General features: G+C 53.8%; 20 protein-coding genes. 10 read left to right on the plus strand and 10 right to left on the minus strand.

The features are described 5' to 3' along the window. Positions 1–165 precede the first annotated feature (165 nt). On the plus strand, positions 166–1,080 hold the full coding sequence (locus tag AC6I8J_RS11925; RefSeq protein WP_161734405.1) for a ketopantoate reductase family protein: 915 nt from the start codon (positions 166–168) through the stop codon (positions 1,078–1,080). A 126-nt stretch (positions 1,081–1,206) separates the two neighbouring features. Beyond that, entirely contained in the window at positions 1,207–2,268 is a 1,062-nt protein-coding gene (locus AC6I8J_RS11930; RefSeq protein ID WP_161734407.1) for a LacI family DNA-binding transcriptional regulator, read from the plus strand. 88 nt (positions 2,269–2,356) lie between these two features. Here the strand turns inward: AC6I8J_RS11930 and tmaR are convergent, their stop codons facing one another. The 3 genes from tmaR to dacD all read right to left on the minus strand — a co-directional run bounded on the left by tmaR (position 2,357) and on the right by dacD (position 5,324). Further along, on the minus strand, positions 2,357–2,683 hold the full coding sequence (tmaR, locus tag AC6I8J_RS11935) for a PTS system regulator TmaR (RefSeq protein ID WP_004571340.1): 327 nt from the start codon (positions 2,681–2,683) through the stop codon (positions 2,357–2,359). Positions 2,684–2,843: 160 nt separating this feature from the next. Continuing rightward, a complete protein-coding gene (locus tag AC6I8J_RS11940; protein WP_161734409.1) occupies positions 2,844–3,902 on the minus strand; it encodes an FUSC family protein in 1,059 nt (352 codons plus the stop codon). 258 nt (positions 3,903–4,160) lie between these two features. Further along, positions 4,161–5,324, minus strand: a complete 1,164-nt coding sequence (gene dacD, locus AC6I8J_RS11945; protein ID WP_497825399.1) for a serine-type D-Ala-D-Ala carboxypeptidase DacD — start codon at positions 5,322–5,324, stop codon at positions 4,161–4,163. Positions 5,325–5,893: 569 nt separating this feature from the next. Between dacD and sbcB the strand changes: the two genes are divergently transcribed. Further along, positions 5,894–7,321 carry an exodeoxyribonuclease I gene (gene sbcB, locus AC6I8J_RS11950; RefSeq protein WP_161734413.1) on the plus strand — a complete coding sequence of 476 codons (1,428 nt, stop codon included), beginning with the start codon at positions 5,894–5,896 and terminating at the stop codon, positions 7,319–7,321. Between the two features lie 60 nt (positions 7,322–7,381). Here sbcB and AC6I8J_RS11955 read toward each other — a convergent pair whose 3' ends face one another. The 5 genes from AC6I8J_RS11955 to ltnD form a co-directional block, all read right to left on the minus strand. Further along, positions 7,382–8,737, minus strand: a complete 1,356-nt coding sequence (locus AC6I8J_RS11955; protein WP_161734415.1) for a GntP family transporter — start codon at positions 8,735–8,737, stop codon at positions 7,382–7,384. Between the two features lie 124 nt (positions 8,738–8,861). Next, positions 8,862–9,647, minus strand: coding sequence for an HPr family phosphocarrier protein (locus tag AC6I8J_RS11960; protein ID WP_161734417.1), 786 nt, complete (start codon positions 9,645–9,647; stop codon positions 8,862–8,864). Further along, positions 9,647–10,291, minus strand: coding sequence for a 3-oxo-tetronate 4-phosphate decarboxylase (gene otnC / locus AC6I8J_RS11965; protein WP_161734419.1), 645 nt, complete (start codon positions 10,289–10,291; stop codon positions 9,647–9,649). The genes AC6I8J_RS11960 and otnC overlap by 1 nt, the downstream gene beginning before the upstream one ends. Next, positions 10,284–11,546, minus strand: coding sequence for a 3-oxo-tetronate kinase (otnK, locus tag AC6I8J_RS11970; protein ID WP_222925263.1), 1,263 nt, complete (start codon positions 11,544–11,546; stop codon positions 10,284–10,286). The genes otnC and otnK overlap by 8 nt, the downstream gene beginning before the upstream one ends. Beyond that, the gene (ltnD, locus tag AC6I8J_RS11975; protein WP_161734423.1) at positions 11,546–12,451 is read right to left on the minus strand and encodes an L-threonate dehydrogenase; all 906 of its coding nucleotides are present in this window, start codon (positions 12,449–12,451) and stop codon (positions 11,546–11,548) included. The genes otnK and ltnD overlap by 1 nt, the downstream gene beginning before the upstream one ends. A gap of 267 nt (positions 12,452–12,718) precedes the next feature. Between ltnD and ygbI the strand changes: the two genes are divergently transcribed. Then, the gene (gene ygbI, locus AC6I8J_RS11980; RefSeq protein ID WP_222925261.1) at positions 12,719–13,480 is read left to right on the plus strand and encodes a DNA-binding transcriptional repressor YgbI; all 762 of its coding nucleotides are present in this window, start codon (positions 12,719–12,721) and stop codon (positions 13,478–13,480) included. Positions 13,481–13,529: 49 nt separating this feature from the next. Here ygbI and AC6I8J_RS11985 read toward each other — a convergent pair whose 3' ends face one another. Continuing rightward, entirely contained in the window at positions 13,530–14,888 is a 1,359-nt protein-coding gene (locus tag AC6I8J_RS11985) for an APC family permease (protein WP_161734426.1), read from the minus strand. Between the two features lie 403 nt (positions 14,889–15,291). Beyond that, entirely contained in the window at positions 15,292–16,707 is a 1,416-nt protein-coding gene (locus AC6I8J_RS11990) for a glutamine synthetase family protein (protein ID WP_161734428.1), read from the minus strand. A gap of 204 nt (positions 16,708–16,911) precedes the next feature. Here AC6I8J_RS11990 and puuD point away from each other — a divergent pair, with 204 nt between their 5' ends. The 6 genes from puuD (at position 16,912) to AC6I8J_RS12020 (ending at position 23,120) form a co-directional block, all read left to right on the plus strand. Further along, positions 16,912–17,679 (plus strand): gamma-glutamyl-gamma-aminobutyrate hydrolase, encoded by a 768-nt coding sequence (gene puuD / locus AC6I8J_RS11995; protein WP_161734430.1) that lies wholly within the window; start codon positions 16,912–16,914, stop codon positions 17,677–17,679. Next, positions 17,672–18,229 (plus strand): HTH-type transcriptional regulator PuuR, encoded by a 558-nt coding sequence (gene puuR / locus AC6I8J_RS12000; protein WP_161734432.1) that lies wholly within the window; start codon positions 17,672–17,674, stop codon positions 18,227–18,229. Before puuD ends, puuR begins: the two co-directional genes overlap by 8 nt. Before the next feature lie 19 nt (positions 18,230–18,248). Next, entirely contained in the window at positions 18,249–19,526 is a 1,278-nt protein-coding gene (locus tag AC6I8J_RS12005; protein ID WP_161734434.1) for an NAD(P)/FAD-dependent oxidoreductase, read from the plus strand. 432 nt (positions 19,527–19,958) lie between these two features. Beyond that, entirely contained in the window at positions 19,959–20,318 is a 360-nt protein-coding gene (locus AC6I8J_RS12010) for a GtrA family protein (protein ID WP_497825400.1), read from the plus strand. Further along, on the plus strand, positions 20,315–21,229 hold the full coding sequence (locus AC6I8J_RS12015; RefSeq protein WP_497825401.1) for a glycosyltransferase family 2 protein: 915 nt from the start codon (positions 20,315–20,317) through the stop codon (positions 21,227–21,229). Before AC6I8J_RS12010 ends, AC6I8J_RS12015 begins: the two co-directional genes overlap by 4 nt. Positions 21,230–21,623: 394 nt before the next feature. Further along, on the plus strand, positions 21,624–23,120 hold the full coding sequence (locus tag AC6I8J_RS12020) for a glucosyltransferase domain-containing protein (protein ID WP_497825402.1): 1,497 nt from the start codon (positions 21,624–21,626) through the stop codon (positions 23,118–23,120). Positions 23,121–23,150 lie beyond the last annotated feature (30 nt).

Genomic DNA, 23,150 nt, shown 5'->3' on the forward strand with positions numbered 1-23,150 from the left:
CGCCCTGCTGACCGGGAAAATCTGATTTTTCTGCATTCTCGCCTCACTGCTCATGCTTTCCCTGCCTGTTTTTTCACGCACCCCGAAACGCTACGCCGGAGGCTAACGCTGGTAAGCACGCTCGCGGCGTTCTAAGGTAAAGGTTTTCAGCAAAGGGAGAGTGGAATGCGGATTCTGATGGCAGGCGCCGGCGCGACCGGTGGATACTTTGGTGCACGACTGGCTCAGGCAGGTCAGGACGTGACTTTTCTGGTGCGTGAACGCCGTTATCAGCAGCTGCAAAACAACGGGCTGGTGCTGCAGACGCCGCAGGGTACCGAAACGTTACAGCCGCAGCTGACGCAGGTCAGCACCCTGACGGGCCACTATGATCTGATTATTGTGACGGTGAAGAGCTTTGCCCTTGAACAGGTGATGGAGGACATTGCACCTGCGGTCGGCCCGGACACGCTGATTATGCCGATTCTTAACGGAATGCGGCACATCGCGACGCTGCAACAGCGCTTCGGCGAAGATAAGGTGATTGGCGGCCTGTGCAAGATCAACGCTACGCTGGGCGAACAGGGCGAAATCATCCAGATGACACCGCTGCATCAGATCTTTTACGGCGCGCTGGACGGCAATAATGATGAACGGCTGCAACGGGTTGATGCCGCGCTGCGCGACTGTCAGGTTGATACCCTGTTCAGCGATAACATCATGGATGAGCTGTGGGAGAAGTGGCTGCTGCTCAGCACGCTCGGCGCGGTCTGCTGCCTGGCACGCGGCGATACCCGGCAGATCCTCACCTCGCGCGGCGGCGAAGCGCTGCTACAGGGGATCTTTACGGAGATTCTGTCCGTCATTACTGCCGAAGGCTATCAGCCGCGCCCGGCGGTGACGGCCCGCATTTTTGAGCTGTTAAACAATCCCGCGACCCCGATGACCTCCTCAATGTACCGCGATCTCACTCAAGGTTATGATATTGAAGCCGATCAGATCATCGGTGACCTGCTGCTGCGGGCGAAACGAAACGGGCTTGCCACGCCGCTGCTGAACGCGGTGGATGTGAACCTGCAGGTCTATCTGCAGCAGCGTTAACAACCGGCAACGTCCGCGGGTCGGGTGCCGCCATTTTCCCCCGCTGGCATGGTGGTGAACAGGTGGCCGGCAGCAGCACAGCATGAAAATTTGTTACACTCGTCGCTTCATCTTTTGGAGAGTTCAATGACTTCCCGCTCCGTGACCCTTGATGATGTCGCTCAACTGGCCGGCGTCTCATATCAAACTGTTTCACGTGTTTTAAATCGTTCTGAACAGGTGTCAGCCCGCACGCGGGAAAGGGTTGAGGCGGCGATGCAACAGCTCAATTATGTGCCCAATCGGGTGGCGCAGCAGCTGGCGGGCAAAGCAACGCGCACGTTAGGTCTCGCGACCAGCGACCTGGCCCTGATGGCACCGGCGCAGATCGCCTCGGCGATTCAGCAGCGTGCTGCACAGGCGGGTTATCATCTGGTGATTGCGATGGACAGCGGTCACGATGCGGCTGCCACCGTGAATGAACTGCTGGCTCAGCGGGTCGATGGGCTGCTGATTAACCTGCCGCTGGATGCCGATGAAGCGCAGCAGATTCAGTTACTGTGCGGCGGCAAGCCGGTGCTGTTTCTGGATGTCGAACCGCAGGCGGCGGTGGCACAGTGTCAGTATCCCAATGAGTCCGGCGCACGTGCCGCCGTTGAACATCTGGTGGCGCTGGGGCATCGTCAGATTGGCCTGTTAAACGGGCCGCTGCGCTCGGTGTCAGCCCGTCAGCGCGAAAAGGTATGGCGTCAGGCGCTGGCCGATCATCAGTTAACGCCGCATTGCGCGCTGCGCGGTGACTGGAGCGCGCAGTCGGGTTATCAGGCGCTGCTGACACAATTACCTGACGACCTGCCGCAGGCGCTGCTGGTGGCTAACGATCAGATGGCGCTGGGTGCAATGCGGGCGCTGCATCAGTATGGCGTCGCCATTCCTGCCGGGATCTCCGTGATTGGTTATGACGATACCGCCGAGAGCGCGTGGTATCAGCCGCCGCTGACCACGGTGCGGCAGGATTTACACTATCTTGGCGCACAAAGTGTTGAGCGAATGCTGGCGCGGCTTCAGGGTGAAGAGGCACCAGCCAACGCGCTGAAAACCACGCTGGTAATTCGTGAGACCACCGCCCCGCCCGCGGATAAGCGGGTCGATGTAGTGGCGCTCTCTCGTCAGCTACAGGAGATTGCCCGCAGGCTGGCGGGTAAATAATTCTGCGCTGAGACAGATAATAAAAAACCCGCACCACCGGAGTGAATGCGGGTTCACAGGGAACACAGAACGCATAAGCGCTCTGTTCTTAGGCTTTCGGGTGTTCGCCCACGCCCATCGCTTTGATTTTTTTCGACAGCTCGCGACGCTCTTTAGACAGGTCGGCGTTTTTGATGATGTACTCATCCACGCGGTCTTCATAATCCACACGCATGCTGGCGATGATTTCCTGAATGGCCTCAACGCTCATGCCGGGTTTGATATATTCGCTCAGGTTGTCGAGCAGCAGTACGCGCTTCTGGTTATCGCGGATTTTCTTCTCATTATCGACAATTTCACGCTGCAGTTTGTTTTTGCGGCGGAACATACGCACGAACTCCAGTACGTCCTGAAATGACTGCTTGGCATTTTCCATGATGGCACCTTTCTTTAAGCCTGCTGACGCAGGGAGAGAGTCAAAACGATCAGCTTAGCGGCTAGCCCGCCAGGTAAGCAATTTTCACAGCTAAATTCAGACTGGCTCTTATCTTAGCGCAAAGAAACCCGGTTTCACATTAAGTCCTTGTCTGAGGTGATTATTTGCGCAGCGCCATCCGCATCAGATCGGTCATCCGCTCCAGCTGTTTCGCCAGTTCCAGCGTCAGCCAGACGTAGCCGTAGATTGGCGTCTCTTCCAGCCCGTCGCTGCCCGCTTCGGCGATCAGTCTGCGCAGTTCGCCACTGATTTCGGTCAGCTCATGGCTGTTGGCAATCACCTCTTCTGTTTCACCCTCAATCGCCATCACCGACAGCGCCCGTAGCGTATTCTCGGTCATCTGCTGCGTGCGGCGGAGTGCAGGCGCGTTAAGCATAATCAGGTGGCTCTCACGCGAGGCCCACCAGGCATTAATCTGCATCTCAATGGTGTAAACCATATTACGGTTTATGGTCTGAATCGCTTCAAGCACCGACTTCGGAATGCGCGTCTCTTTGCTCGACGGCTCCAGCAGCGCCCGCATTTTGATCACGCTGGTCAGCAATTTGCCCAGCGGCTTATTGAGACGCGGCTTTTCAACCAGGTTAGGCGAGAAGCCGGCGTGATAGATTTTTGCCATGCCCGCCAGCGTGTCGGAGAGCTGAATGCGCCAGTGTGTGTAGGCGCGCTGCGCCCAGATAGCGGTAAACAGCAGCGCCATCAGCGATCCCAGAATGACATCACCACCGCGCCACAGTGCCACGGTGAAATCGCCGGTTGGCGCACCCACCACCACGCTCAGCGTAATCCCGATCAGCAGCGCCATGTAGGGATGTTTGCCCAGCGTCAGGTAGCCGCTGATCACCATGATGATGCCGCACCAGGCCAGCATCACCGGCATGGAAATAAGCTCCAGCTTCAGGGCAATCAGCCCGGAAATCGAGCCCGCCACCGTGCCGCAGATGCGCTGCAGGGCGCGTGGAAAGACATTTCCCCAGGTGGAAATCGGCCCCATCACCACCACCAGCGTGATCAGCGGCCAGGTGCCTTCCGGAATACCGGTTGCCCGGACAAAAATAAAGCAGAGCAAAAAGGCGATGGCAATGCGCACGCCGTGGACGTATCGGTAATGGCGATAAAACCAGAACTCCAGTTTCGAGATGGGCTTGTCAGGACGCAAAGTGACTTTCCGGTTACGGGAACATGATGGGGCTATCTTAACCCTGAACGCGGCCTGGACTTAGCGCGGGCCGGATATTTCAAAACAGTTTTGACGTTCGCTTACAATTATCAACATCCGCCTCACATACCTGACCGGAAGTCATGAACAACTTAATACGGCTTTTTAACCTTTATCAGGTATCGGTAACAGGCTCAGGGTATAAATGTGAAAACGGGCAGCCCGCAGGCTACCCGTTTCTGTACTGCCCGGCGACAATCAGAACCTCTGTTTAAGATAGTCCGTCAGGCGAGTAATCACGCCTGCTGGCTCGACCGCACTCAGTGCCACCAGCGGATAGTGAGCAATCTGCTGATCTTTATCCATCACCTGAATCTCGCCGATCACTTCATTGGCTTTCAGCGGTGCTTCCAGATCTTTACGATCGATGACGTATTTCGCCTTCACGTTCTGCACTTCACTGCGCGGCAGAGACAGATAAACATCTTCTGCCGTTCCCACCTCTACCTGATGCGGATTGCCGTACCAGACATTTTCGCTGCCAATCTTCTTACCCGCATGGAACAGCTGAACGGTATCGAAGGTGTTCTGGCCCCAGACCAGCAGTTTACGCGCCTGCTCTTCCCGGCCTTTCGAACTTTTCCCCCCCATGACGACAGCGATCAGGCGATGTTTGCCCACCACATTTGACGCGATGATATTAAAGCCCGCGGTTTCAGTGTGACCGGTTTTCAGCCCATCAACGTGGAGATTATTATCCCATAGCAGACCATTACGGTTATTCTGGGTAATGCCATTCCAGGTCAGGGTCTTTTCACTGTACATGGCATAAAAATCAGGCTCGCCATCGATGATGGCGCGTGACAGCTTCGCCATATCCAGCGCGCTGGAGTACTGACCTGGCGCATCCAGACCATGAACCGTTTCAAAATGCGTATTCTGCAGGCCGAGCTTCTCAACATAATGATTCATCATACCGACGAAGTTCGCTTCGCTGCCCGCCACGTAATCCGCCAGCGCAACGCAGGCGTCATTGCCGGAGTCGATGATCACGCCGCGGCTTAGATCCCGGACGCTCAGCTTATCACCTGGCTTCAGGAACATCAGGGAGGACCCTTTAAACACCGGATTCCCTGCACCCCAGGCATCTTTTCCAACCGTGACCATGTCGTCCCGGCTGATTTTCTTCTGGTCGATAGCGCGATCGACCACGTAGCCGGTCATCAGTTTGGTCAGGCTGGCGGGATTGCGGCGTTCATCGGGATTGCCCGCGGTCAGCACCTGCCCGGTAGTGGCATCCATCAATACCCAGGAAGCCGCATCAATCGCCGGAGGCGTCACAGGAAAGGGAATCGCATCAGCCTGTGCCAGCGAGGCCCAAAAAACAGTAGCGGTAACGGTGAACAACAGACGCCTTTTCAACACTTCATCCTTAATTGCACGGGAGAGAATATTTCTAAAACCGAAACGGAAACAGCCGCACGTTGTACGGCAAAAGCGTTGTGAAGGTTTGAATAAATTGAAAAAAAGTATGAACCGGGCGCCAGGCGGGTGCGCGTCTGACGAAGTAACGCGGTTCGCCCGCCAGGGCAGAACAGAGGAAGCGCAGGCGTCATTTCATACGCTGCGCTGAGAGCGGCATACATAGGCTGCGAAAATGCGTAGCGGATTCCGCTTTTGAGATGAAAATGGCGTCCGCTGATACAGGCTCGCACGCCTGCTGCAGTGATTGCAGAGGTCTGACGGTTGCAGAGAAGCATCAGGCCGACTGAACCCTTAACTTCAGACGTACCGGAATATGGTTTACCATATGGGAGAGCGTCAGACGATCCCCTGATCCGCTATAATAGCTCTGTGGCAGAACGCACAGTCAGCGCGCACCAGACGCAACGATTACCCTCCTCTGTGGCGCAAAAATTCAGAGCGGACAGAGAGCGGTCTTTACGCTTTCTGTTCTCTACGCCAGTAAACGCAATGAACGGATATGAAATTTGAATAACGACCGCGTACAGCCCACTTTTCTGTTTCACGATTATGAGACCTTCGGTACCAGCCCCTCTCGTGACCGGCCCGCCCAGTTTGCCGGCCTGCGCACCGACAGTGAGTTTAATCCGGTCGGCGAGCCTGAAGTGTTCTACTGCCGTCCGCCTGATGACTATCTGCCACAGCCCGAAGCGGTAATGATTACCGGCATCACCCCGCAGATAGCGATGAGCCGCGGCGTCATCGAAGCAGAGTTTGCCGAACGCATTCATAAGCTGTTCACCACCGAACAAACCTGCGTGGTGGGCTACAACAACGTGCGTTTCGATGATGAAGTGACGCGTAATATCTTCTATCGCAACTTTTATGACCCTTATGGCTGGGCCTGGCAAAACGGCAACTCACGCTGGGACCTGCTCGACGTGATGCGTGCCTGCTATGCGCTGCGGCCTGACGGGATCAACTGGCCGGAAAATGAAGAAGGCTTTCCCAGCTTCCGGCTGGAGCATCTGACCAAAGCCAACGGCGTGGCCCATGAAAATGCGCACGATGCAATGTCCGATGTTTACGCCACGCTGGCGATGGCAAAGCTGGTAAAAGAGAAGCAGCCGAAACTGTTTGAGTTTTTGTTTACCCATCGCAACAAAAACAAGCTGATGAACCTGATCGACATCCCGCAGATGAAACCGCTGGTCCATGTCTCTGGCATGTTCGGCGCCGCGCGCGGCAACACCAGCTGGATCGTGCCGCTGGCCTGGCATCCCGATAACCGGAATGCGCTGATCGTGGTGGATCTGGCAGGCGATATGTCACCGCTGCTGCAACTGGATGCTGACACGCTGCGTGAACGTCTTTACACGCCGAAAAACGACCTCGGCGATCTGCCTGCGGTACCGGTTAAACTGGTGCATATCAACAAGTGTCCGGTGCTGGCACCTGCCAGTACGCTGCGTCCGGAAGATGCGGCCCGTCTGGGTATTGATCGTCAGCACTGTCTGACGAATCTGGCGCTGTTGCGTCAGCAGCCTGACGTGCGGGAAAAACTGGTTACGCTGTTTGCCGAAGCCGAGCCGTTTACACCGTCAGAGGATGTGGACACGCAGCTCTACGATGGATTCTTCAGCGATGCCGATCGCGCCGGGATGAACATTATTCGTCAGACCGCGCCGGCCAATCTGCCTGCGCTTGACCTGAGCTTTGAGAGTGCGCGGGTGGCGAAACTGCTGTTCCGCTATCGGGCGCGTAATTTCCCCGGCACGCTGGATGATGCCGAGCAACAGCGCTGGCTGGAGCATCGCCGTGACGTGCTGAACGGTGATCGGGTGCAGGCGTTTATGCAGGAACTGGAAGGACTGGCTAATCTGCATGAAGCTGATGCAGAAAAGGTTGGGCAGCTCAAAGCGCTCTATCTTTATGCGCAGGAGCTGGTTTCCTGAACCCATGAGAAAGCCTGACCCGGCATCCCCTGCCGGGTCAGGCTTTCCTGTCTTGCTCAATCAGAGCACCATCCACGCCAGCCAGGTCAGCACAAAACCGCTTAATCCCATTATCGTCGTCAGCACCGTCCAGGTGCGTAAACCGTCGGCCACGGAAAGTCCGAGATAACGGGTGACCACCCAGAAGCCCGCATCATTGACATGTGAAAGCCCCAGGCCGCCAAAACAGGCTGCCAGGGTAACCAGTACCCGTTGCATATCCGTCACGCCGGTTACCGCCTGCGTCAGCAGACCGCTGGTGGTCAGAATGGCTACCGTGGCGGAACCCTGTGACGCCCTCAGCGCCAGTGACAGGATAAACGCAGCAGGCACCAGCGGCAGATGCAGCGTTTCCAGCGTCACCGCCAGCGCTTTGCCGACCCCTGATTCCACCAGGACTTTGCCAAATGCCCCACCCGCACCGGCCACCAGAATCACACTGGCGGAGGTGGGAATTGCCCGGCCGGTCAGATCTTCCAGCTTGTCTTTGCTCCAGCCACGACGGACGCCCAGCAGCCAGGCCGCCAGTCCTAAGGCAATCAGCAGGGCAATCGGCGGCGTGCCAATCACAGTCATGACGTTACGCAGCAGACTGCCTTCAGCCAGCAGGGTGTGGGACAGCGTTCCCAGCACGATCAATACAATCGGGACCACAATCAGACCGCTGATGGTCAGCGCGCCCGGTGGGGCAGGTTCATGCTTCTTTTCCTGCCCCTCTGGCTTCGCCATCTGCAACTGCTCCAGCACCTCGACCGACAGATGATAATGGCGACGGTTCATCACTTTCGCCACGTAGTAGCCAATGATCCCGACCGGCACGGAAATCGCGATACCCAGCATCATCAGCCAGCCCATGTCCGTGTGCAGGATCCCGGCGGCGGCCGCGGCCCCCGGATGGGTTGGCAGCGCCACGTGCACCGTCAGCATGACGCCCGCCATCGGCAGGCCAAACTTCAGCGGTGAGACACGCGCTACCTTAGTGAAGCCATAAATCAGCGGGATGACGATGATAAAGCCCACTTCGAAAAACACCGGAATACCCAGGATAAAAGCCGCCATGGTTAAAGCGGCGACGGTCCGCTTCAGACCCAGCGTTTTACTGAAGCGTTGCGCCAGCGATTCAGCGCCCCCTGAGGCTTCAATAATTGCCCCGAGCATAGCACCCAGCACGATGATGATGGTGATATGACCGAGCAACCCGCCCATTCCGGTGATAATCGTCTCCATGATTTTCTCAGCCGGAATGCCGGTCGCGATAGCCACCAGCAGGCTGACAATCAGCAGGGCGACAAACGGATGAACTTTGGCTTTGATGACCAGCAGCAGCAGGATCACGATGCTGGCGGTCGCTATGGCTAACAGCAGTGCGGTGGACATAGTAAACCTCAGAAATTGTTATATTTTTTGGGTTATCGGCGTACAGGGTCAGCAGGTGCAGGGCCAGATAAAGGGCGAGCCTGACCCAACCGGTGCTGAAACACCGGTTTAAGAGCACGTTAAATCAGGCTTTTAATTTCCAGGGAGCAAACCAGCCCAGGCCCGCGTTGGTGTCACCACGCGGGATATATTCGCAGCCGACCCAGCCGGAATAGCCAACCTCATCCAGTAGTGAGAAGAGCCAGGGATAGTTAACTTCCCCCTCATCCGGCTCATGGCGATCCGGCGCTGACGCAATCTGTACGTGTCGATAACGTCCCGCATAGTGTCGAATCAGATGGCTGAGGTTGCCGTCTACCCGCTGTGCATGAAACAGGTCGAGCTGAGTGAACACGTTTGGCCGGTCGATCTGTTCAACCATCTCCAGCGTCTGATACTGACTGGCGTAGAGATAGTTGGGCTTGGTTACAGGGTTAAGCGCTTCTATCAGCAGGTTGATGCCGTGCGGCGCAAAGCGCTCAGCCGCATAGCGCATGTTGCTGATAAAGGTCTCAACGTAACGCTGACGATCGGCACCGGGCGGCACCGTCGCCGCCATGATGTGAACCTGCGGGCAGTTCAGCGCCAGCGCATAACTCAGGGCGCGGTCGATATCCGCCTTTGCTTCCGCTTCCCGTCCGGGGATGGCGGAAACACCCCACTCACCCGCGGCGACATTGCCCGGCGCGGTATTGAACAGCACCAGTTGCAGCAGGTTTACATCGAGCCACTGTTTTATCTGCGTGGCGGGATAGTCATAAGGAAACAGAAATTCGACCGCCGTGAAACCGGCTTTCGCCGCTGCAGCAAAGCGTTCAGCAAAGGGATATTCTGTAAACTGCGTCGAGAGGTTAGCAGCAAACTTCGGCATTATCGGCTCCTGAGTTCTGCCACTTCGGCATCGCTGAGATAACGGATCGGGCGGTCGCCCAGGGTAAAGATCAGACGAGCAGTCTCTTCCAGCTCTTCGGTGTTGTCTGCCGCTTCCTGTAAGGATTTCCCCACCACCACCGGGCCGTGATTCGCCAGCAGGAAGGCGCGGTAGCGCGGCGCCAGCGCCGCCAGATCTTCGGCCAGACGCCCATCGCCCGGCTTGTAGTAAGGCACAACAGGCACATCACCGACGCGCATTACCACATAGGGGGTAAACGGACGGATGCAGTTGTCCGTATCCAGCCCCTGTAAACAGGAGAGCGCCGTCAGGTAGTGGCTATGCAAATGCACCACTGCGCGGCAGTCGGGGTTATTCAGGTAGAGCGCGCGGTGAAACGCAATCTCTTTGGAGGGTTTATCGCCGGAGAGCCATTCCCCCTCAGGCGTCACTTTCGACAGCCGGTCACCCTGTAATTCCCCGAGGCAGGAGCCGGTAGGGGTCGCCAGCAGGTTGCCATCCGCCAGCAACATTGAGAGGTTGCCCGCTGAGCCGGTGGCATAGCCGCGCTGAAAGAACGAGGCACCGAGACGTACCATTTCGTCACGCGCCTGCTGCTCCGCTAAAAGTAAAGATTCAGACATCGGTAAACTCCGTTTGCGCGCGGCGGAAGAAATCTTCGTCGCCAAAATTGCCCGATTTCAGAGCCAGGGAGAGCGGCTGATGAATGTCGCGCACCCAGGGCACGCCGGGCGAGATGGTCGGGCCGATGTGAAAGGCAGTTACGCCCAGGCTCTGCGCCACCACGCCGGAGGTTTCCCCTCCCGCCACAATAAAACGTTGCCAGCCACGCTGTTTCAGCTCACGGGTGACGGCGGCGAACAGCTGCTCAACGGCTTCGCTGCTGCGCTGCGCACCATAGCGCTGCTGAATCACCTGCAGTTGCTGCGCGTCAGCGGTGGCAAAAAGCAGCGGGGCCATCGTCTGATGGCTGTTGGCTTCCACCCAGTCGCACAGCTGCCGGGCATACCCTTCTGCATCTTCCAGACAATGCTCAATCTCTACTTCGCAGGCCGGTGCCAGCTGGCGGTACGCGGCAACCTGACGATTGGTCATCTGCGAACAGGAACCGGAGAGCACTACAGCGCGATCGCCGTGCGGACGGCCTGCCCGCTCCGCCTCTGCATCCGTCCCGGCCGTCGTCCACTGTCGTGCCAGACCGATAGCCAGCCCGGAACCGCCGGTCACCAGCCGCCTGTCACTGAGTGCTTCACCCAGGGTCAACAGATGCCCCTGATGCAGGGTGTCAGTAACGACGTAGCTGATGCCCTGCTCCGCCAGCTGGTCCAGCGCCTGACGTACTGACTCCGCGCCCTGATCGATCTGTGCTGCGGCGATTAGCCCGGCTTTGCCGGTTGCCTGCGAGGTCATCAGACGCATCAGGTTGCTGTCCTGCATCGGTGTAACCGGATGGTGCCGCATGCCGGAATCGGACAGCAGTTGATCGCCGACAAACAGATAGCCCTGATAGACGGTGCGCCCGTTCACCGGCAATGCCGGGCAGATGACCGTCTGCGTCTCACCAAGCGCATTCAGCAGCGCATCGGTCACCGGACCGATATTGCCCTGCGCGGTACTGTCGAAGGTGGAGCAATATTTGAAGTAGAAGCGCTCGCAGCCCTGCTTTTGCAGCCACGCCAGCGCGGCCAGCGACTGCGAAACCGCCTGATCTGCCGGGCAGGAACGGCTTTTCAGGCTGATCACAATCGCCTGCGCCTCTGTCATCTCTTCGCTGGCGGGAATGCCGTTGAACTGAATGGTCGTCAGGCCGTTCTGCACCAGAAAACTGGCGATATCCGTTGCGCCGGTAAAATCGTCCGCTATGACACCAAGACGCATCAGCTGCTCTCCCCTGCCTGCGGCAGCGTGATGCCGCTGAAGATCTTAATCACCGCACTGTCATCTTCCCGGCCATAACCGGCGTTGCTGGCTTCGGTAAACATGTTGAGGGCGGTCGAGGCCAGCGGCAGCGGGAAGTGCAGTGACTTCGCGGTATCGGCCACCAGGTTGAGATCTTTCACAAAGATATCGACGGCTGATTTCGGGCTGTAGTCGCCGTCTACCACATGCCTCATACGGTTCTCGAACATCCACGAGTTACCCGCAGCATTGGTGACCACTTCATACATGGTTTCCAGCGGAATACCGGCTCGCGCCGCCAGCGCCATCGCTTCTGCACCCACCGCGATGTGAACGCCCGCCAGCAGCTGATGGATAATTTTGACGGTTGACCCGAGGCCAATTTCCTTGCCCACGCGATAGACTTTGGCGGCGACCGCATCCAGCACCGGCTGCAGTTGTGCAAAGACTGCATCACTGCCGGATGCCATCACCGTCATTTCACCGCTGGCCGCTTTGGCCGCGCCGCCCGACACCGGGGCATCCAGCATCAGCAACTGATGTTCAGCCAGCCGCTGTTCAATCAGCTGTGCATCCTGCGCTGAGAGTGTGGATGAGACCATCACCACCGTGCCCGGACGCAGTTTTGCGGCCAGGCCCTCTTCACCGAACAGGATGGCGTTAACCTGCTTTGCATTGACCACCAGCAGCAAAACGGCATCGAGCTGGTCTGCAAAGGCAGAGGCGGAAGTCTGCGCATCACGTGCGCCGGCCTGACGTAAGCTCTCCAGGGCTGCAGAATTCAAATCGACCCCCCAGGTGTTGAGTCCGGCGCGCAGACAGGACTTTGCCGCACCCATACCCATGGAACCTAACCCGATAACGCAGATGTTTTCAGCTGGCACGTTACGCCTCCACTGTTAAATTAAGTGATTATTTGTTTGTTACTGTTAATCCTGCCAGCTTCCGGTCGGTAAAAATGTGCCACTCCTCACAAAAAAACATCCATCATGTGAACGTGAACAATTTTTAACATCACGCATTTTACTGTCTGCGCCTTGTATCAGCCCGGTAACTCCCGTTCTCCGCCCTGTATCAGCTGTTATTTTTTGTTCTGGTTGACTGGGAGATACTTTATAATGTGAAAAAATGGTAATTATCAGGGAGCAGATATGATTCCGGTTGAACGTCATCAACAGATTCTGGCACTGGTGGCCGATCGTGGCGTGGTGAGCATTGCTGAGTTAACTGAGCGGCTTGGCGTGTCACACATGACCATCCGCCGGGATGTGCAAAAACTGGAGGAACAAGGTGCTGTGCTGTCGGTTTCCGGCGGCGTGCGTTCTGCCGATCGACTGGCAGCTGAACCGTCACATCTGACGAAAAGCACCCTGTACAACGATGAAAAGCGCGCTATTGGCCGCACTGCTGCCCGTCACATTCCCCGTAACAGCTGCATCTATCTGGATGCCGGGACCACGACGTTAGCACTGGCACAGGAAGTGGTTGATCGTGATGATTTACTGGTGGTGACCAATGATTTCATGGTGGCGAATTTGCTGATGGAGGCGAGTCAGTGCCGGGTGATCCACACGGGCGGCACCGTATGCCGGGAGAACCGCTCCTGCGTCGGCGACTCGGCAGCACGCAGCCTGCGCAATCTGGCGATTGATATCGCCTTTATCTCCGCCTCCTGCTGGGGACCACGTGGCTTGTTTACACCGGATGAAGATAAAGTGATGGTGAAGCAGGCAGTAAGCGAAGTAAGCAGCAAACGGGTTTTACTGAGTGACAGTTCGAAGTACAACAGAATAGCGACGTTTCTGGCGTTACCGCTGGAGAGGTTTGATCAGGTGGTGACGGACAACAAACTGAGTGATGCGGGGCGGGATCTGTTAAGTGCGGGCAACCTGGAACTGGTGCTGGCCGGTTAACAGTTGCCGCCTTCCCGATAAAGCCCGGAAGGCGGCAACGTGAGCACGATTAAACTTCTTCGCTGAACTGCGGCACCGGATTACGGAAGCTGCGGGTCACGAATGCCAGGTAGATAATCCCGATGGCGGCCCAGATCAGGCCCAGAACCATAGAGCTCTCTTCCAGATTCACCCACAACGCTCCGACCGTTATCGCGCCGAGCAGCGGCAGCAGCAGATACTGAACGTGATCTTTCAGCGTGCGGTTACGCTTCTCACGGATCCAGAACTGTGCGATCACCGACAGGTTCACGAAGGTAAACGCCACCAGCGCACCGAAGTTAATCAGCGCGGTCGCGGTGACCAGGTCAAAGTTAATCGCCATCAGCGCAATCGCACCGACCAGCAGCACGTTGAGCGACGGGGTACGCCATTTTGGATGGATGTAACCGAAGAAACGCTCCGGGAATACACCATCACGGCCCATCACATACATCAGACGCGATACGCCTGCGTGCGCCGCCATACCGGATGCCAGTACCGTGACCACCGAGAAGATCAGGATACCGACCTGCAGCGCTTTACCGGCTACGAACAGCATAATCTCAGGCTGTGAGGAGTCCGGATCCTGGAAACGGGTGATGTCCGGGAAGTAGAGCTGCAGGAAGTAAGATGCCGCGATAAAGATCACACCGCCAATCAGCGCCGTCAGGAAAATAGCGCGTGGAATGGTGCGTTCTGCATCTTTGGTCTCTTCCGACAGCGAACTGATGCCATCAAAGCCGAGGAACGAGAAGCAGAGTATGGTCGCACCGGTAATCATCGGCACCACGTGCGCATTCTCAGACCAGAACGGACGGCTGCTCACCAGGGTACCGGAACCGACGCCGCTTGCCACACCGTAGATCACCATGCCGGTGATCCCGACCATGACAATGACCTGCAGCACTACAATGACACTATTGAAGTTGGCGACGGTTTTGATGCCCTTGAGGTTAGAGAGCGTCATAAAGCCGACCAGCAACACCACGAAGATCCACGACGGGATGCCCGGCACCAGCGATTCGAAATAGTTTTTAGCCAGCAGGATGTTGATCATCGGCATGAACAGGTAGTCCAGCAGTGATGACCAGCCGACCATAAAGCCGACGTGCGGACTGATCGCCTTCTGAGCGTAGGTATAAGCGGAGCCCGCAGAGGGGAAGCGGCGTACCAGCTTACCGTAACTCACGGCAGTGAACAGAATCGCAATCAGTGCGAAAGCATAAGCGGTGGCGACGTGACCATCGGTCAGACCGGAAACGATGCCAAAGGTATCGAACAGGGTCATAGGCTGCATGTAGGCTAAGCCCATCATGACGACCGGAAGTAACGTAAGCGTCTTTTTGAGTTGCGCACGCTGCGGTGCGGCGGAGGTATTAAGCGACATGCTTCAGTCCCCCCTGTGCGACAACCTGGCTGGGCTGGGTCACAGGGCAACTGCGCATTAAGCGACAGGGAGTAAGGTTAGCGGTTGACGCGGCGCCGTAGTCATCACGAAAACGCGTACCAGCGTTGGCTGGCAGAGTGAAAAACATCCCCATCTTTGTAATCCTCAATCTCACGCTTACGCGTGTTTTCAGTGTTTATCTATCCGGGTGCGTGCCCGGCCTCGGTTAAGTCAGCAAAAACGCTCTGTTAAAACTGGATGCAAAAAAATAACCGGCGCGTTAAGCGTCGGTTATCATCTGATTTTGCAGGCCGCGTATTCTGCCCTAACCCGTGGCAGTATTACAAGCCGTCGGGGCACCTTATGCAAAAAAAAGCGCGACAGAGTAACGCTGAAAAGCTCATCAGGCGTTTTTCAGCATCCAGTCTATTTCCGTAGACGTAATCAGTCGTTCAAACTGCATCAGTTCATGATGCTTGCAGCTGTGCCAGACACTGGCAAAGCGTTCGCCCAGTAACTTCTGCAGCGGATAGCTGCTGTCAAACTCATACAGCGCATCACTCTGCCGGATCGGCAGTGCCAGCCCCTCGGCATGGTGTCCGTTGCCGGTGACCGGATGCGGCAATGGCAGCTGCGTATCCAGCCCATGCAGCATCCCGGCCAGGATAGCCGAGACGACCAGATAGGGATTAGCATCAGCGCCTGCCACCCGATACTCAATACGGTGGTTGTCGATATCGCCGCACGGCACGCGCAGCGCAACGGTACGGTTGTTATGACCCCACGAAGCCTGTAACGGCACATAGGCTTCAGGGACAAAGCGGCGATAGGCATTCACATTGGGTGCCAGCAGCGCCATTGAGGCGGGCATCAGATCGATCATCCCGGCCAGCGCCCGTTTCATCAGCGGAGAATCGCTGCCGTCATCGCAGGCAAAGGCGTTGTGATCGGCGGCATCCAGCATGCTGATGTGCACATGCATGCCGCTGCCCGCGTACTCCTCATAGGGCTTCGCCATAAACGTCGCGGTCATACCGTGGTTTTCTGCCACCTGACGAATCAGGCGCTTCAGCTGCACCGCATGGTCGCAGGCGCGCAGCACGTCACGGGTATGATGCAGGTTGATCTCAAACTGTCCGGGCGAGGCTTCCGCCAGCGCGCCATCGGCCGGTATGCCCTGCTGACGGGCCAAATCGTCAATATCGCGCAGGACATCAGCGAAATGATCGAGATTATCGACCGAGTAGACCTGGCTCTGCATATTGCGTTCATCGCTGCCAGGCGAACAGGGCGGCTGGATAAAGCCTTCAGCATCGCGCTTTTTGTCCACCAGATAGAACTCCAGCTCTACCGCTACCACCGGAAACAGACCTCGGTTGCGCAACTGTTGCCACAGTCGGTTGAGGACATTTCGGGGTTCAACGTCAAAGGGAGTGCCATCTTGGTTGCACATGGTTAACAGCAGCTGTGCAATGTGTTGAGGGTCAGAGGCGGAGGGAACTAACGTGCCGCTAACGGGCAGACAGAGATTATCGGGTTCACCAAGAGACTGGCCGAGTCCCGCTTCTTCCACCGTGTTGCCGAGGATATCCATGGCAAACACTGAGGCGGGGAAATAACATCCTTTTTCCAGCTTAGGTAGCGCAGAGACCGGAATACGCTTACCGCGGAACACACCATTTAAATCATTTAACAGGATGTCGACATACTGCGTTTCAGGATGGCGCTCCAGCCAGGTTTTCACCTCAAGCTGGAACGCGCTGGTTCGTTTCTCTTCACTGTGAAGCGTGAAGTCTTCCACTTCTACCAGGTTAGTCATGATCTCACCCGCCCCTATTAGGTTTGCGTAATGCTCAAAATAACAGCCACACCACTAACATAGCGCCAACATAAAAAGTGTGCAAATGTAACAAATCTGTTTGAAGAACAAACAGCACATTGCTAGATTGAAAAAATATTGCACACTTAACCGCCAGACGTGCCCTTTCGGTAGATATTTCGACCAGTAATGCGAGGACGTAAGATGGGCATTATTTTTGACAAGCCGTTGATTGGCGTAGTGATGTGCCAGAAGGATCTGGGCGGCCATCCGACTCAGACGGTGCATAACAAGTATATTGATGCGGTCGTCCTGGCGGGTGGCGTGCCTCTCGCCCTGCCCCAAAGTCTTACTAATGCGCCTCATCTATCAGAAAACGCTATGGCTGTGCTGGATGGCCTGCTCCTCACCGGCAGTCCCAGCAACATCGAACCCTGGCATTATGGCGAAGCCGGTGAAGAGCCGCATGCCGATCCGGGCCGCGACCGTCTCGCCTTTCAGCTGATCACCTGGGCCACCAGCCACAAAATGCCGATGTTTGGCATCTGCCGTGGACTGCAGGAGCTGGTGGTGGCCAATGGTGGCGCGCTGTGGCGGAATCTCAGTGAGCAGGCAAAATTTCAGCGTCATCATGAAGATGAGACACTGCCATTTGATGACCAGTATGCGCCAGCGCATACCATCACTATCGAACCGGATGGCCTGCTGGCAACGCTGCTGGACAGCAATATGCCGCTTGCGGTCAATTCACTTCATCATCAGGGCGTGCGCGAACCGGGGCCGCAGCTGCGCGTTGAGGCACGCGCGCCGGATGGCCTGATTGAGGCGGTGAGCCTGCGTCATCATCCCTTCGCCCTGGCGGTACAGTGGCATCCCGAATGGCAACCGGAAAACACGGCGGGATCGCAGGCGCTGTTCAGCGGCTTTATTCAGGCCGCGAGTCGTTACCACAGGGGAAAAGCAGATGAGTGATGCCACGCTGGCACCGGGACGACGGCTGGCGCAGATCCGGCAGACGATGGGATTGTCGCAACGTCGCGTTGCTGAACTGGCCGGACTGACCCACAGCGCTATCAGCACCATTGAGCAGGATAAGGTCAGCCCGGCGGTCAGCACCCTGCAGAAGCTGCTAAAGGTCTATGGGCTGTCGCTGTCGGAATTCTTCTCCGACCCCAAACCGGATGCGGAGCCGAAAGTGATTGTCCGACCCAGCGATCTGCTGGAGATTGGCAGCCAGGGTGTGTCGCTGAAGCTGATCGACAATGGCCGTGCGCAGCGCACGCTGGGCATGCTGCTGGAAACCTATCAACCCGGTGCCAGCACTGGCGAGAAGCTCCGTCATCCAGGCGAAGAGACCGGTACGCTGCTGGAAGGCGAAATTACGCTGATCATCAACGGACAGCAGTTTCATCTCTCCGCTGGCGAGAGCTATGTGATTGACACCGGTTTACCGCACAGCTTCACCAACAGGGCTGAAATCCCCTGCCGCATTGTCAGTGCCCACACGCCAGCCAACTTTTAGGCGCTTCCCGGAGGTTGTTATGAATTATGTGGAGAGTTATTACGCAGCGACCGCCAATCCGCATGCGCCCTGGCCGACCCTGCAGGAGAGCATTCAGTGTGACGTCTGCATAATTGGTGGCGGTTTCACCGGTCTTTCAGCGGCGCTGCATCTGACCGAGGTCGGCTATGACGTGGTCGTGCTGGAAGCGGCGCGGGTCGGCTTCGGTGCCAGCGGGCGAAACGGCGGTCAGGTGGTGAACTCCTACAGCCGCGACGTGGATGTGATTGAGCAGCGCTACGGTAAAGAGAGCGCCCGCATGCTGGGCAGCATGATGTTTGAAGGCGCTGAGATTATCCGCGATCGCATTAAGCGGTATGCAATTGACTGTGACTACCGGCCCGGCGGCATTTTTGCAGCGCTGAATGCACGTCAGATGGCACATCTGCAAAAACAGAAAACGCTATGGCAGCAGTACGGCAATTACGATCTGGAGTTGCTGGACGAACGGGGTATTCGCCGCGAAGTTGCCACCGAACGTTATGTCGGCGGGCTACTGGATCGACGTGGCGGCCATCTGCATCCGCTGAATCTGGCGCTGGGAGAAGCGGAAGCCATTCGTCGACATGGTGGACGCATTTATGAGCAGTCCGCGGCGACAGATGTGGTTTATGGCACACCTAACCGGGTGAAGACCGCTCAGGGCGAAGTCAGTGCGACATTTGTGATCTTCGCCGGTAATGCCTATCTGTCACCCCAGCTGGAGCCACGCCTGAGCAGGAAAAGCATGCCATGCGGCTCGCAGATTGTGGCAACCGAACCGCTGACACCCGACCAGGCACTGTCGCTGATGCCGAACAATTACTGTGTGGAGGATTGTAACTATCTGCTGGATTACTTCCGTCTGACCGCCGACAACCGGCTGCTCTATGGCGGCGGCGTGGTCTACGGCGCGCGGGAACCAGCCGATATTGAAGCGCTGATCCGGCCCAAGCTGCGCCGTACTTTCCCGCAATTGCAGAACGTGAAGCTGGACTTCAGCTGGAGCGGCAATTTCCTGCTAACGCTGTCGCGTATGCCGCAGTTTGGCCGGATGGAGAAGAATGTCTATTTTATGCAGGGCGACAGCGGCCATGGCGTCACCAGTACCCATCTCTCCGGCAAGCTGATTAGCGAAGTGTTACGCGGCGATGCGGAGCGGTTCGACGCCTTTGCTCGTCTGCCTCACCTGCCGTTTCCCGGCGGGCGGCGGTTTAAGGTGCCGCTGACGGCGATGGGGGCGGTGTGGTATGCGTTGAGGGATCGGCTGGGGGTGTAGCATTGTTTATTACACCCTTCTCTCACGTGTTAATCTCAGGTCTTTTAATTGAGAACGTGATCTTTATCGGCAAACTTGACCCATAGGCTGTTGAAAAATAAGAATTGATTGCCTCAAACAATCACAAATGCATATTACTTAATTTCAGATGCCACTGAAGCCTGCCTAAGTAATTGTGTGTTTTTTATGCTCTATGGATGCTATAGGATGACCTTTAAAGCACGAGTGGCGCTTTATTGAATCCACACTGCGGATTTTTCATCATCTATTGAATAGCATTATTGAAAAGTCTTGGTTTAGAATAGGAGTTAATCCTGTCACGGACAAATGTGACTGTTTTGCAGGGAAGCTGACTCAACGGCCTCAACAATCCCTTGATCCTATTGCTGCCAGCTGTCAGGATTTGCACTTCACTTTTCACAGAACATTGCGATGCTGAAAATCTTTGCCAGGTACATTTCAGTTGGTGTCATTAACACGCTAATCCATTGGATAAGCTTCGCCTTTTTAATTGAGAGGGGGATGCAGCAGTCACTCTCTAACCTTATCGCATTCTGTGTTGCCGTCACCTTCTCTTTCTTTGCTAACGCAAAATGGACCTTCGATTCAGAAGCCACAACTATAAGATACATTATGTACGTGTTTTTCATGGGCATGGTGGCCGTCATGATTGGCTCATATGGTGATCGAATGAAAATAAATCCAATAGTTACTCTTATCGTTTTCTCAGCAATAAGTTTGGTCTGCGGTTTTGTCTACTCAAAGTACATTATTTTCAGAGATAAAAAATGAAGATTTCGCTTGTTGTTCCTGTTCTGAATGAGCAGGAAGCCCTTCCAGTTTTCTATCAGACTGTAAGAAACTTCACACCATTTTCAGATGATGAAATTGAGATTGTTTTCGTCAACGATGGTAGCACTGATAACACAGAATCTCTGATTCTGGCGATCATGAAAAACGATCCATTAGTAAAAAACATCTGCTTCACGCGGAATTTTGGTAAAGAACCTGCTCTTTTTGCAGGTTTGGAGGCATCGACTGGAGACGTTGTTATTCCTATAGATGTTGACCTGCAGGACCCAATTGAAGTTATTCCTCTTCTGATCTCTAAATGGAAAGAAGGCGCAGATGTTGTGCTGGCTAAGCGTGCAGACCGTTCATTGGATAGCCACCTTAAGCGTAAAAGCGCTGAATGGTTTTATAAATTTCACAATATTATTAGCAAACCTCAGATTGAAGAAAACGTTGGTGATTTCAGGCTGATGTCCCGGCACGTAGTGGACAATATTAAGCTATTGCCTGAGCGGAATCTGTTTATGAAAGGTATTCTTTCATGGGTAGGTGGAAGAACAGAGGTGGTTGAATACACTCGCGCTGAAAGAGTCGCTGGATCGACAAAATTTGACGGGTGGAAACTTTGGAACCTGGCGCTTGAGGGCATTACCTCTTTTTCTACATTTCCATTACGTATGTGGACATATATAGGATTTTTTGTTGCCGGGCTCTCTTTCTTTTATGGAATATGGATGATCGCAGATAAAATTATTTGGGGAAATCCCGTAGCTGGTTATCCATCAATACTGGTTTCAATCCTTTTTCTGGGTGGCGTTCAGCTAATAGGAATCGGTGTATTAGGTGAGTACATTGGTAGGATTTATATCGAGACAAAGCAACGACCCAGGTATATTATTAAAAAAGAGTGATGACACAATTAGCAATAATGTTAAGATTGAACACAGGGAAGTAATACGGATTTTTTATGTATTATACTTTACTATAATAATAAAAAATTACTGATATTGTCTTTTTTTCAAAAAAATTAAATATCATACAAGAAAAATATTAACCAGCATTGAATGCAAGAGAAATCTCCGCATTGAATGCCATAATATATGTCAGACATTCTCATATCCACTTCAGCTTTGAAGTAGGTGACAAAAAACGAATTAATATACCATATATTTACATCATAAAATGAAGTGGATACAATTAATCTCTCGTAAGAATCGCAAAGACATCGCCTGAAAAAGTTAAGAAGTGCGCTTTTTAAGAGCTTATTCCTAACGCTAACGACACAACTTTTAAGAGAAATTATGCATGAAAACAAATGTTACAATAAAAATAAATTTATTTTTTATTTCATTTCTAACATCGCTACTGGTCCTATTGATTATTTACGGCTTTGAGCTTACACATTTTACCTTATCTATTGATGAGGAATTTAGTAATAATATCGCGCATACTATTAGTATGGGACGGTGGGGGCATGCATTACTAAAATCAACGATCTTACCAGAACCATTCATTCCATTTTATACTGAAATACTGTCTTTGGTGATACTAGCCTTTTCATGCTCAGTAATCTCACATACCTTAAGCCTTAACTCTCAACAGTCTATATTCTTCTCGATTCTTTACTCATCACTGCCTCAATTTGCATACCAACTTCAATTCTCTAATCAATCTGATACATTAGCCATAGCGGTACTCTTATCATCTGTTTCAATTTATCTCATATTAAAGGAGAAAGGAGTAATGATGAATTTCATTGCTCCTATCATTGCGTTAACGCTGGCAACTTCAATTTACCAATCTATAATTTTTCTTCCTGTAGCACTAATCGCTTCATATGCTTGCTACACGATTATCAATAAAAAAGATGAATTAACACTCAAGCGAGTGATAATTAATCCAGCCATAGTGTTATTTTTATCTGCCATTGCATACTCATTAATAACAAAGATTATTCAGTGGTATTTTGGCACAAGCTCAGAATCATATTTCATCAATATGATAGGCTGGATTAATCAACCAGTAGATTTAACTATAAAGTCTGTGCTAATATTTATAGCTGGCTATTTTTCTTTTAATGCCCCATACGGGCTTAATATTTATATCATTTCTTTATTGGCATTACCTATAGCTTTTACCATAGCCGGTAGAAATAGACTGTTATTCCTGTTTTCAGCAATAGCCATGATACTTTCGCCATTTCTTATGAATGTGCTCATTGGCGGAATTTTGCCAGCCAGAGCTATGAATTGTCTTGCAGTATCGTTTGCAGTATCAGGTGTAATCTTATTTACCCGATATTCTGATAAAAATATTTTATGGATCATTCCTTTGTTCTCTTTATTATATGGAACTGCTTCATCAAGTAGACTTTTTTACACTGATTATTTGTCTTACAATCAAGATTATAATGTATCATCTTTTATTGCTAACGATATATACAGATACGTCGATGCGCCTCCAGGAAGCCCTGTCAAAGTCTATTTTTATGGCGCACTGAACATAGACTTAGTTAATAAACCTAAAAATAATGACATGTTCGGCAGTTCTTTCCTGAACTGGGATGCAGGTAATTCCGCGCGAATTTCAGCGTTTATGAATGCTACCGCAATAGCAAAAATAGTTCCGGCAAATTTTGCTGAAGTGAATTCAGAAATAAAGAAAATAAATTCCGCACCCTTATGGCCGAGTAAAGGTTCTGTATTTACAGTTAACAAAGTTGTAGTGGTTAAACTAGGTCAATCCCCAGGAAATTGTATCAATGGTGTGTACAAAGGAAATGATCCTACCAGATGCCTGTAATACCTAAAGCCCCTTCCGGGGCTTTTATTA

The organism is Pantoea sp. X-Soil-ISGK-355 (genome assembly GCF_059730805.1).